This window comes from Belliella calami (assembly GCF_022549695.1).
Classification (GTDB): domain Bacteria; phylum Bacteroidota; class Bacteroidia; order Cytophagales; family Cyclobacteriaceae; genus Belliella; species Belliella calami.
In genome coordinates, this window is sequence record NZ_JAKZGS010000028.1 from 23,707 (window position 1) to 36,194 (window position 12,488).

At 39.6% G+C, this 12,488-nt stretch carries 8 protein-coding genes; all 8 read left to right on the forward strand.

The features are described from left to right. Positions 1-189: 189 nt before the first annotated feature. The 8 genes from MM236_RS19185 (at position 190) to MM236_RS19220 (ending at position 12,405) form a co-directional block, all read left to right on the forward strand. A complete protein-coding gene (locus tag MM236_RS19185; protein WP_241276620.1) occupies positions 190-4,509 on the forward strand; it encodes a tape measure protein in 4,320 nt (1,439 codons plus the stop codon). A 1-nt stretch (position 4,510) separates the two neighbouring features. Beyond that, positions 4,511-5,455, forward strand: coding sequence for a hypothetical protein (locus MM236_RS19190; protein WP_241276621.1), 945 nt, complete (start codon positions 4,511-4,513; stop codon positions 5,453-5,455). Continuing rightward, positions 5,452-6,546 carry a hypothetical protein gene (locus MM236_RS19195; RefSeq protein ID WP_241276622.1) on the forward strand — a complete coding sequence of 365 codons (1,095 nt, stop codon included), beginning with the start codon at positions 5,452-5,454 and terminating at the stop codon, positions 6,544-6,546. Before MM236_RS19190 ends, MM236_RS19195 begins: the two co-directional genes overlap by 4 nt. Positions 6,547-6,564: 18 nt before the next feature. Next, positions 6,565-7,941 carry a hypothetical protein gene (locus MM236_RS19200; RefSeq protein WP_241276623.1) on the forward strand — a complete coding sequence of 459 codons (1,377 nt, stop codon included), beginning with the start codon at positions 6,565-6,567 and terminating at the stop codon, positions 7,939-7,941. Between the two features lie 3 nt (positions 7,942-7,944). Then, entirely contained in the window at positions 7,945-8,430 is a 486-nt protein-coding gene (locus tag MM236_RS19205; protein ID WP_241276624.1) for a hypothetical protein, read from the forward strand. Between the two features lie 12 nt (positions 8,431-8,442). Next, a complete protein-coding gene (locus MM236_RS19210; RefSeq protein ID WP_241276625.1) occupies positions 8,443-8,649 on the forward strand; it encodes a hypothetical protein in 207 nt (68 codons plus the stop codon). Between the two features lie 3 nt (positions 8,650-8,652). Beyond that, the gene (locus tag MM236_RS19215) at positions 8,653-11,442 is read left to right on the forward strand and encodes a hypothetical protein (protein ID WP_241276626.1); all 2,790 of its coding nucleotides are present in this window, start codon (positions 8,653-8,655) and stop codon (positions 11,440-11,442) included. Between the two features lie 135 nt (positions 11,443-11,577). After that, entirely contained in the window at positions 11,578-12,405 is an 828-nt protein-coding gene (locus tag MM236_RS19220) for a DNA adenine methylase (RefSeq protein WP_241276627.1), read from the forward strand. Positions 12,406-12,488 lie beyond the last annotated feature (83 nt).

Below are 12,488 nucleotides of genomic sequence, written 5' to 3' on the forward strand. Positions count from 1 at the left end.
CCTCCATAGCCCTGCCGGTATATTCTATCATGTATGTGCGGAAACTGGATGGAGTTGGCAATATGTCCTGTGGGGCGTGCCTTGGAATGTGGTACTATGGGGAATGTCAGATGCCCCAGGAACAGAAAGTGAAGAGACTGACAAAGTAAAGCAAGGAAATCCCGCTGAAGGGCGGTCAAAATTCAACCAATGGAAAACCTCGGCCCGGTAAACGTAGAATTTTTAATCAATAACCCTGATTTCACTCGGTCATCTAATCGTGTCCGTGATGATATCAAGGGAATCACCCGTACTGCCAGCGAGGAGGCAGAGAAGGCAGAACAAGTATACAAGAAACTTGGAGCTGCAATTGCGGGCTACTTTTCAATTCAAGCCGTAAAAGGCTTTGTTTCAGAAGTTACAAGAGTTAGAGGTGAATTTCAGCAGCTTGAAATAGGCCTACAAACTATTTTAGGTAATAAAGATCAAGCGGATAAGTTACTAGCTCAGGTAGTAGACCTTGCAGCTCGCACCCCTTTTTCACTTAAAGAACTTGCACAAGGCTCAAAAAGCTTACTTGCATATCAATTTGCCTCAGAGGATATCACAGAAGTACTCAGGAGATTGGGTGATGTCGCCTCTGGTCTAGATATTCCATTCAATGAACTTACCCAGCTTTATGGCAAGACTAGAGTTGAAGGCAGATTGTTTGCTGAAGACTTGAATCAATATACTGGTAGAGGAATCCCAATCATTGGCGAACTAGCTAAGATCATGGGTGTTGCCGAAAATGAAGTTAGAACACTTGTAAGTGCTGGTAAAGTTGGATTCCCTGAAGTACAGCAAGTCATAGAGAATCTTACAAATGAAGGTGGTCAATTTTTTAACTTAATGGATAATTTGTCAAGTTCTATTCCTGGTAAGATATCAAACTTGGGGGATGCATTTGATAGAATGTATAATGAAATTGGACAAGGAAATCAAGGTATCATTACTGATAGCATAAGTGGCTTAATTGTTCTTGTAGACAACTATCAAACTGTAATAGACATTATAAAAGCTTTGATTGTTACATACGGAAGTTACAGAGCTGCGGTCATGCTTACTTCAGCTGCACAAAATGCCATGATGCTCAGCGGACAGGGTTTGACAGCAATGCAAATTCTGCAACAAAAATGGACGGTATTGGCAACCAGGGCGCAAGCAATGCTAAATGCTACGATGCTGGCTAATCCTTACGTAGCTGCCGCAACTGCTTTGGCAGCTTTGATCAGTGCATTGGTGATCTTCAACAAAAACAAAGATCGATCAATCAAGCTATCTGATGAATTCAAAAAGAGCATCAAAGAAGAAGTCAATGCTTCCAATCAACTTTTTAAAGCGCTAAAGGCAACATCAGAGGGCACGGATGAACGTGCCGAAATGATCAAAAAGGTTAATGAAACCTACAAGAAGTATCTTCCACAGCAACTAACTGAAGTTTCTAACCTTGAAGAAATTGAAAAGGCACAGAAATCAGTCAATTCAGCAATAGCTGAAAGTATTTTTCTGCGAACCCAAGAAAGCGACCTTACGCAATTGCGTGAAGGATCTGCAAAATATTCCGAGAATTTCGGTAAGGCTATCCAAGACGTCATCAAGGATGCTAAGCTTAGTAGCACCGTGGGCGGTCAGTTGTCCGCTGAGTTTGAAAAGGCGCTAGATGAATTGTCCCAAGGCGCAAACGTCCCGCTTGCAAACGTTCAAAGCAAATTTGATAAGATATTAAGGGATTTTGGTCTTGAATTTTCAGTGCTGGGAAGTGGATCCAGTATTTCAACTTTCAACTATCAGGACTTATTAAAGGACACACAATCTTATGCAGCCGCTCTCAATCGTGAAAAGACTGCAACTGATGGTTTGGCAGATGCTAAGAAAGCCTATTTGGCTCAGTTGGGATTGATTAATGAGGAGGAAGCAAAATCCAATGAAGAGACAGTAGAGGCAATCACAACCCTTAAGACGCTTAAGGAGGAGTTACAGGGACTTGTAGAGGCACGTGAAAAGCTGGATATCAATGACAGCACTGGACTGGCTCAGAATGAAAGCGCACAGATTCAGCTGCAAAAAAAGATAGCAGCCCTAGAAATCCAATCAATAAAGGAAAGGGAAAAGGAGTCTAAAAAAACCGAGCTGGAGAAGCTTAAAGAAAGGCTGGACGAAAAGCGAAAAGCCTATGATGATTACTATGCAGCAATAGAGCTAATAGGCAAAGAGGCAGCTGATCAGCAATTCTCAAACCTGATTAAGGAATCATCAACTTATTTGGAATACTTGAAAAAGGCACAGTCTGGAATTGATCCGACAAGTACAGATGCTGGTAGGCAAAATGTACTCGTAAGACAGGAGATCATACAGGCATCAGGCGCAAGTTCACCACTTGAGCGGTTGAGGACTGAGATTGCCGAAATGAAAAAGGTTTTTGAGGATTTCGAGACTTACAAAAAGCAATTTGGATTAGAAGCCGCAAAGCAGCAATACAGCGAACAGCTTGGAGAATATGACAATTACCTTTCATTTCTAAGGGCTAAAACAGTCGAAAACCAGGATGCATTTGCAGCGATCTTAGAAGGCAGGTCAACAGGTGAGCAAAGGGATATCAGCAAGTTACTTGATGAGGAAGGCAATGAGGCTAAAAGAGAAGAAAGAAAGCGATTTGAAGAGCAATTGGCAGAATTACAGACCTACAACAATGAAAGGTTAAGACTAATATCTGAATACAATGAGCTTAAAAATAAGCTTTTGGAAGCTGGAGAAATTGAAGCAGCTGAAATAGCAAGGCAAAATCATCAAAAAGAACTCGATGAACTTGATGATGCAAATGTCAAAAAGCTACAATCCTATCAGGAGTTACAGAAAGGCATAGAAGACATGACCCTTTCATCAGCTCGCAAACTAGTGGAAAGGGCTAAAGACTTGCTCGCATCTGAGGATATGAGCGATGAGCTTCGGGAGCAAATCAAAAAGGTCATAAGGGATTTTGAAAGGGAAATCAATAAGGTCAGCCTAGACGACATTTTCAAGATATCGACGGCAATTGGACAGCTCGGCCAATCATTGCAGAAACTTGGAGAAACGGCAGGAAGTCGGGGTTTAGCAAATTTGGGAGGTTTATTTTCAGGCTTGGCAGGAGGTGTTGGTGATTTGTTGACAGCTTTCGATAAAGATGCATCAAGCTCGGATGTAATTGCAGCTGGGATTAATGGAGTGGTCAGAATGGTTGACATGCTTGCTGGTGCGGCTCAGCGAAGGAAAGAAGCTGAAGAAGCATATTATAGATCAGTAATAGGCTTTCAAAACCAATATAACCTATCTCTAAATGAGCAAATAAGACTCCAATCAATATTGGGTGAAAGTGTCTTTTTAAAGGACTTTGAAGGAAGGATTAAAGATGGATTAAGCGCTGTCACTGATGCAAATGCCGAATATCAAAAAGCACTTGAAGAGCTGAGCAAGGGCATGGCCAAAAGCGGCCAACGCAATGCAATAGACTGGGGAAGTGTTGGACAGGGAGCTGCCAGTGGAGCTGCGATTGGAGCGACAATAGGAAGTGTGGTACCTGTCATAGGAAATGTTGTCGGGGCAGTTGTCGGAGGAATAGTTGGAGGTATTACAGGTCTATTTGCTGGTAAGAAAAAAGTAGATAAGTTTCTCCCTATCCTTGATGAATATCCCGAGCTTATAGATGATTCTGAGGAAGGAATTATAAAATTAAACAGAGCTTTAGCCGATTCGCTTATTCAAAACAATTTGGTTGATGATGCCACAAAAGAAATATTACAAAATATTCTTGACTGGGACGATGCCTTGGAAGCAGCAAGAGCTCAAATAGCCGAGGTAATCAGTGAGCTGGCAGGATCTCTTGGTTCAGATATGCGAAACGCATTGGTAAGTGCATTCAGGGATGGAGAAGATGCAGCCGTCAAAATGGGTGAGACAGTTGAAAAAGTACTGGAAAACATCATTGGACAATTGATATTCAATAGGATATTTTCAGGCGCATTTGACAAACTGGAAGCTGATATGGCAGCAAGTATGGACGTGGGAGGTGATGGCAATTGGATAGATGATTTTGAACGGTTTTTCAATACAGCTTCAGGGCTAAGTGGTGACTTCAATGATGCAATGCAGGCGGCAATGGATCAGGCTAAGAAAGCTGGGTTTGATATTTTCCAGCCAAGTGGATCACAGGAAAAAGGATTGCAAGGGGCGATTAGTAGGATGACTGAGGAAACTGGTTCGGAGCTTACTGGCTTGAAAAGAGCGTCCTATGATCTTGAAAAAAGAAATTTTGCAATCAATGAACAAAAATTGATGCTTCATAAGCATCATTATGAAGCTGTAGTTAGATCACTGCAACATCATGCAGCAATAGAGAAGAACACAGCAGACACAGTTGAGCGACTTGATGATGCTGTAGTAGAGCTTAAAATGATAGTCAAAAATACAACTAGTAAAAAAGGTTCAAGAGGTTTAGGTTTAGATGATTAATATGCACTACTACTATAATAATATTAGCCTTTCAACATTTGGGATCATTCCTGGTCAAAGTTCATTGTCTAACATTGCTATATCCGGGCATCTTGATTTCCCAAAAAGAATTAACAAAACAGAACAATTGTGGGAAGATAGAAATGGTATTGAGCCTTATGTTTCAACAGGAGAAATTCAATTTGGAGGAAGGGATATTGATTTTCACTTTTTGTTGAATGCTGCAACTCAATCAGAGGCTAATTATAAGTTGCTCAACTTATATAAGATGATAGATGAAATTAATCAACTCAAAGCATTTACTTGTGATTTTGGCTCTTGGAACGTCTATGTTAGAGATGAAATAAAAATTAATGTTTTGGGAAATGGTTGGTGTTCAGGAATAATTCCATTCAGAGAGCCAGTTTGTGATCTTAATGGCGACTTACCGATTAATGGAGATATAAATAACATTCAAGGAATTGATGGTTTTAATTTTAATAATTTAGGTTTTTTCCTTACTGATTTCAGGCGTCTTGGAATATATACTGAAGCAATATCAGGGCTATATAATAGACCAAAACCGAAACAACAACAAGCTTATTCATACGAAAAAGAATCTTATCAAATTACAAAGCACAATTCGAGGGAGTATATTCTTAAAGGGGTTATTCAATCAAATGATTATAGTCGATTAGTTAATGTAATTAAAGGTCTAAACGCATTATTCTCTCAAGTAGGAACAAGGATTTTATATCTTCCAGAAGATATGATAAGACTTGTTTTTTGTAAAAATGGTTTTAAAGTAAGTGAAATAAATATTGATTCAACTGTAACAGCCACAATCGAAATAAACCTTACAGAAGCTGAGGAAGCTGCTGAAGATGAAAATTATCTCCTGTTGGGAGATACTTTAAATAGATATGTAACAACTACAGTCGGGCAAAAAATAATTGTAAAAATATGAGCGGTTTCGGTATAGTTAAATTTGATGATTTATTCCCGGTAAAGGAATCTCCTAAAGTTGGAGATAAGGTATTTGGATATGATGCTCAAGGAAATATTAATGCTGCATTTCGAATTCAGGCAATTCTTGATCTATTAGAAAGCTCAAATCCTGACTGGTCAGATATTCAAAACAAACCAAATCTATTCCCGCCAACAGCACACACATTGGGAAGTCATAGCAATGTTGCTTCTAATGCCGACACAGCGACAGATGGACAGATTCTAAGAAGGATGGCAGGAGCTTGGGCTCCCTTTACTGCTGATTATTTGACGAGCTTCACTGAGTCTGATCCAACTGTCCCAGCGTGGGTAAAAGCTATACTTCAGAATCAAATAGCTAACTGGGATCAAGCCCACGGATGGGGTAATCATGCTGGACAATATCGACCAGTTGACTGGGTGCCTACTTGGGCTCAGGTAAGCGGTAAGCCAAATGCATTCACACCAACAGCACACACATTAGGAAGTCATAGCAATGTCGATACTAATGCTGACACTGCGACAGATGGACAGATTCTAAGAAGAGAAGGCGGTTCATGGAAGCCTTGGACACCTGATTTTATTGAAGAATTTCAGGAGACTGATCCTACTGTCCCTGTTCATGTCAAAAACATAAGCGTTGGTGATCTTTCAAATTGGAATAATGCCTCAAATATACTTTCTGAAGTAGAGCCTAATCATTTACCTCATGTACAATCAGGTCTTGCTAAGACAGGGAAACTCAAAGCTATTTTAAGTGAAATAGATGAAGAGGATGAGAATTCAGTACAGGAAGTAATTGCTTATGAATTCACAGCTCCTGTAAAGGGTCAAGAGGCTCAGGAAGATGACGAATATGTGACAAAATCACAGATAAACGACAGTGTTAATTATACAGAAGACAACAAGTCCGAACCTGAAAAAGTACAGGCGAGGGATAACATAGACGTGTTCAGCAGGCAAGAAGTAAAGGATATCACGGGACTACGAGAGGATTTAGTGACGGCGGGAAAGGAAAATTTGGTAGTAGCGATTAATCAGGCGGCGTCTTGGGACTTGATAGAATGGTAACTGATAAATAAAATTTATATGAAATTAGGATTTAGAAAATATTTAGAAGTTCCGGGGGCTTTTATACCCAACAGTTTGAATTTCAAAAAAGGAGTTTCTGATGATAGGGTCAAGCTGTACATTTCTGACACTTCGGGGACAGGTTTTAAGGTTGGTATCCAAGATGAATCTGAGGTAAGAAATACTCCCTTGACAGGATTCAGCGTCGGGGCAAATGCGGCCATTGCGGCAGCTGATAATATTTTGCAAGCTTTTGAAAAAGCACAAGGGCAAATCAATAACCTCAGCTCAGCCGTTGCTTCGGGAATTAAAGTACCGATGCCTTTAAATGCTTCTGCTAATCCTAACTATCCAGCTGCACAAGCAGGAGATAGCTATTATATTACTGTAGCAGGAAAAGTAGGCGGTGCGAGTGGTTTGGACGTTAGAGAAGGTGATAAAATCATTGCCCTTCAAAACAATTCAGGAGGCACACAAGCACAGGTCGGAGCGAATTGGTATGTTGTTCGAGGGTTAAGTGGAAATGCAACAACAACTACCAATGGTGTTGGACGGATAGCAACCCTTGCTGAAGCAGTTACAGGCTCAGATAATTTCGCATGGATAACAAGCGCTGTTCTTGCTTCTCGAATAGCAACTAGAGAACCTGCATTTACGAAGAACACTGGGTTTAATAGAAATTTCGGCACAGCAGCAAATACTGTAGCGCAAGGGAATGATAGCAGGATTGTGAATGGACAGACTGCATTTGGATGGGGGAATCACGTAGATGCTGGATATGCTATAATCGGTACGGCAGGTGGTCAGGTTAGAAATAATACTGCATTGGATGCTAGATATCAGGCAATATTGAGTAATCCAGTTACGGGGATAGGTACATCAGGTCAAGTAGCATTCTGGACAGGTGCAGGTACGCAAGGGGGGGATAGTGGGTTGGTTTGGTTCAATTCTGAAAAAAGATTAGCTATAATTGGTAATCAAACAGCAAATCCTCTTTTAATTTTATCAAATTATTCTAATGGGGTACTTCGTCAGCCCTTTATTGAACTGGAAGGCTCTTCTACGTTTGGAGCAGTTGGAAATAACATAAGAATAACATGCCTTGCAGACGGTGCAAACGGATCGTCTGCAATTGGATTTTCAAATAGGTCAGGAGGAGGATCTTTTTTATTAAGATGGTCAATCCTATCATCTGGCATCCTCCAATCCAACGGAGCGCAGACTATTGAAACGAGTGAAGGTGCTTTGACTCTGCAAGGAAATGGTGGTGATCTAAATTACAATGCACCTAATGGACAAGGAGATTATGTTACCCTTTCTTCTAATTCATTTAGAAGGAGAACCGCGGCTCAAGTAAGAGAAGAAATCATGGTATGGGACGTAGTAGAGTGGTAGAATATGGCACTAGAATATAAAGTTAGAAAAGTATCAGCTTTGCCAGCAGCAGGGAGTTTATTGCCGAACGCAGTCTATATCGTCCCAGTTGGATCAAGTTCTGTGGAAATGTATATAACAAGCAACGGTAGTCCAGTAACAGCTAGAAAAGTTTCTGATCCTTCAAGTACTGGTTTGACACAAGAGATCATCGATGTTGCAGTTCCTTTAATCGATACGGACTATGTTGTCAAAACCATTTCGAGCAATGAGAATTTTATTGCAAGAGTAGACGCTATGAAAACTAATACATCTCTTTCAGTAAACATGAGAGTGTCAGATTGTTCGCTTAGTATTGAAAATGGGAATCTTAGTGTTTTTGCCCCAGGAAGCGGTGCAAATTTAACACTGTTGTGGGATGGTCAATCAAAACAATTAAAAATCAGAAGAATTGGAGCAAGTGTCTCTACTACAATCAGGGTTGTCTTAACCAAATATATCAACTTATAATAATCAGAAATCATGCAACAAAACAGAACAATTGTCCTTGAAGAGGAAGCTATCCAAAAACTAGAATATTTGATTGGCTCTATACCAATACCAGCTCAAACAGTAGGATCAGCTATTCAACTTTCAAACCATATCAATAGTATTTTCGATCATTTGGGACAGAATATTAAGCCTTTATCGGAAGATACAAGCGGAGAGAAAAAACAAGAAAAAAAGTAAAAAATGAAAATCCTAAGAGACGGTTTGGAGATTTATGAGGTGAGTATCGATGATAAAACGATACTCACCAAACAAATAATGGGCGATAATGAAGTCAATGCAACATGGATAAGTAGAGAGCCTATTAACATTTCTCTTGGTGATTATATTTTAGTAGGTCAAGAAAAGTACTATCTCAATAATCCTGCTGGTGTCGAGAAGAAAAACAATTTCACCTACATCTACACTGCTGTATTTGAGTCGGAGCTTTATAGGTTATTCAATAAAATCTTTATGGATGAAGGTTCTGCTGAATTTACATATTTTGGCACGCCTGAGGAATACTTGCTATTGCTAATTGAAAACATAAATTCAATTGACTCTGACTGGACTTTAGATTATAATAATCTAATTCCATTTCAGCCAAAATTTATAACTTTTAATTCAGAAAGCTGTCGTCAGGCTTTAACTAGGATATGTGAGGAGTTTGAGCTTGAATTTAGGCTTGTAGGCCGTGAGATAATTGTTAGTCCTGAGGTAGGATTTGATACGCTTTATTCTTTTGAGTATGGCCGTGGTAAGGGCTTATATTCACTTGTCAGAAGCTCTGACATTGAGAACGGAGGAGTTGTGACCAGGCTTTACGCATTTGGCGGTGAAAAGAATCTTTCTTTTGACTACAGAAATGGAGCAAGGAGGCTTGTTTTTGATGTGCTCGGAAACAAGTACATTGAGGCTAATGTAGAGCTTTATGGTATCAAAGAGGGAACGGTAACTTTTGATGATATTTTCCCACAGCGTACAGGATCAGTTGTCTCCAGTTCGGGGAACAACCGCTTTATTGACACCTCCATAGATTTTAACGTCAATGACTTTCTACTTGAAGGTGTTACGCCCAAAGTTGTATTCAAATCAGGAGCTTTGAGCGGTTATACATTTGAAGTTAGGTCTTTTAATAACGCCACGAAAGAGGTAATTTTTAATGATTTACTAGAGGCTAATGATTATGTCTTGCCCAATGATCTGAATAAGCCTGAGATCGGAGATACATACACCTTTGTGGATATCAAGATGCCGCAGACTTACATCGATGATGCTGAGGCCGCCTTGCTTTCAGCTGCTCAGGATTATCTTGATAAAAAGAAAAGTCCAACAGTGACTTATACACTTGATATTGACGAAAAATTTATAAGGGTTAATGGTGTTGAGCTAGACACAGGGCAACGTGTGAGAATTGTAGATCAATCTTTAGGTCTTGATGAGATGATTAGAATTTATTCTATTAGTTATCCGCTTGTCAACCCAAGTAAAATAAGTGCTGAAATAACAGATAAAGTGCCTTACACAATTGGTGAGAGATTACTTAAAGACAATAGTAATGTCAAAGGAGAAATAATTACTATAGATCGCACTAGAGCTGAAAATTATAGAGATGCTTTAAGAAGAGTTAGGCAGCTCCAAGGGCTTGTTTTTGATCCCGATGGGTATTTTGACATGACCAATATCAGACCAGGTAGCATTGAGACTTTGCAGCTCGCTGTAGGAGCTAATAGCCAGAATTTTGGATTGATCGGCGTGGAAATAGAGCCAAATTATGAAGGTAATCCGAATAGTATTAGACTTAGCGCAGGTCAGTTGGTTCACTTTGAGATAGAGATTGAAGAGCTTGGTTACATTTGGGAAATTGATCAGTTGATCGATAATGCCCTTGTATCGGCTCAGTCTTATTATGTGTACTTAAGATGTAATAAGAATGCGCTGCAAGGCGCTTGGAAAATCAGCACAGAACCTATCACCGCAGAACAAGAGCCGGGATGGTATCACTTTTGGGCGGGAATACTATATCCTGTAGAAAATGATAGGAGATACTTTATGTTTACAAAAGGTTTGACCTATATAGTTGGTGACACGATCACTACAGGAAGGATTAAGAGCTTGGATGAGCTCAATTTCTTTGACCTAAGCAACGGAAGTTTTAACCTAGGCAATGAAGACCAAGGCATTGATTGGAACGTCACAAACGAGGGTAAATTAACTATAAGAGGCGCTGTGATTGCCAATGCCGTGTTTGCTGAAGATGGTATTATACAGAATCTACGAGTTAATAGTTTAAGGACAGGAGAGAATGGTAAGAGAATTGAAATATTAGCAGATAATGGGGCTGATCCTCCATTACCGCTTCATAATTTGAAGTTCTATGACAGTGATGGCAATCTTGCAGTGACATTAGATACTGCTGTTGATCAAGGCGTAGTTTCTGCCCCTAAGGCAGGTCTTAAGATAGAAGATCAAGTTTCTAATACAATCCAGTTAGTTACTCAAAATGGTGTTTTGGGAGAAGGCTCCTCAATGACCTCTAATGTAATGCCTTCAAATCACGCACTAGGAAGCGTTGTTGGGGTTTTAAAAGAGAAGTTTTTCTCTTTGTTTAAATTTAGAGCAGGGGTTGTAGGTTATGACGCTACTCCTCAAAATGGTCAAATCAGTTTTGGAGGCTGGTTTAACTCTTTGTTAGCACAATCTATTCACACTGATACAGTTCAGATTCAATCTAATTATACTATAAGTGAAGAAAATACATTTATAAGTTGCTATAACAATAGTAACATAACTGTTTTTCTTCCACCAAGTCCAAAAGTAGGGCGTATTATTGAAATTAGAAGAAACCTTCAAGCGGCTGTAATAATCAATGGAAATGGACGAACTATAATAGATGATGGTGGTGCACAAAACACAATATCCCCTCCAAGTAGAGGCGACACTGCAAGATTAAGATGGGATGGTACGCATTGGCTGTACAACGGTTGGAGATAAAAAAAGAACCCCCGGCCTTCTTGTTAGAGTTCCCGCAATAACATAGAAATAGCATGCTTACGCACACGACCGAGGGTAAGGTCTTGTCAGCGCAAGCATGCTATTGTTATTACGGGAACTCAAATTTAGAACAAAATGATAGAATTAAAAACGCCTACTAGCTACTATGGAGGCAAACAGAACTTAATTACAACAATACTTCCATTATTTCCATCTCACCAAACATACGTAGAGCCATTTGTTGGAGGTGGTGCGGTTTTTTGGGCTAAGAAGCCAAGTAAGTGCGAGGTGATTAACGACTACAATCGGGAGCTTATCAATTTTTATGAAATAGTACAAAATGAGTTTGTTGATCTTGAAAAGATGATCCGGATAAGTCTCCATAGCAGATCGCTACACAATGATGCTACTGTGATCTATAACAATCCCCACATGTTCACTAGAATACAAAGGGCATGGGCTGTATGGGTATTGGCTGCACAGAGCTTTAGCAGTATGCTTGATGGAACTTGGGGTTATGACCGAACCAAAGGGACTACGTCAAAAAAGATTGCTGGTAAGCGTGATAGCTTCACTATTGATTATTCGATCAGAATTCAGAACGTTCAAATTGAGTGTACTGATGCGTTGAGGGTGATAACAAATAGGGACTACAAAGACGCTTTCTTTTATTGCGATCCTCCATACTTCAACAGTGATTGTGGGCATTATGATGGATACTCTCAGGATGATTTTGAAGCGCTTCTAAAGCTTTTAAGTTCAATTGAGGGTAAATTCCTTATGTCATCATATCCCAGCGAAATACTTAAGAAATACGCTAAAGAAAATAATTGGTACACAAAGAACATAGAACAATCAGTCAGCGTGGCAAATGGCACAGGAAAGCCGGGTAAGAAGAAAATAGAGGTACTTACAGCGAATTATGATTTGAGTAACCCAAATGGCAGTTTAATGCTGTTTTAAATCACCTTTAAATTATTTTTATGTGATAAATTTCAAAGGACGTTTGGATTTGAAGTTGTGGACGTTTTGTTTTGTCGATTATA

What these genes read in the sequence shown, in the direction of transcription:
- MM236_RS19185 (WP_241276620.1), top strand. Translation starts at nt 190, where the DNA reads ATGGAAAACCTCGGCCCGGTAAACGTAGAATTTTTAATCAATAACCCT.
- MM236_RS19190 (WP_241276621.1), top strand. Translation starts at nt 4,511, where the DNA reads ATGCACTACTACTATAATAATATTAGCCTTTCAACATTTGGGATCATT.
- MM236_RS19195 (WP_241276622.1), top strand. Translation starts at nt 5,452, where the DNA reads ATGAGCGGTTTCGGTATAGTTAAATTTGATGATTTATTCCCGGTAAAG.
- MM236_RS19200 (WP_241276623.1), top strand. Translation starts at nt 6,565, where the DNA reads ATGAAATTAGGATTTAGAAAATATTTAGAAGTTCCGGGGGCTTTTATA.
- MM236_RS19205 (WP_241276624.1), top strand. Translation starts at nt 7,945, where the DNA reads ATGGCACTAGAATATAAAGTTAGAAAAGTATCAGCTTTGCCAGCAGCA.
- MM236_RS19210 (WP_241276625.1), top strand. Translation starts at nt 8,443, where the DNA reads ATGCAACAAAACAGAACAATTGTCCTTGAAGAGGAAGCTATCCAAAAA.
- MM236_RS19215 (WP_241276626.1), top strand. Translation starts at nt 8,653, where the DNA reads ATGAAAATCCTAAGAGACGGTTTGGAGATTTATGAGGTGAGTATCGAT.
- MM236_RS19220 (WP_241276627.1), top strand. Translation starts at nt 11,578, where the DNA reads ATGATAGAATTAAAAACGCCTACTAGCTACTATGGAGGCAAACAGAAC.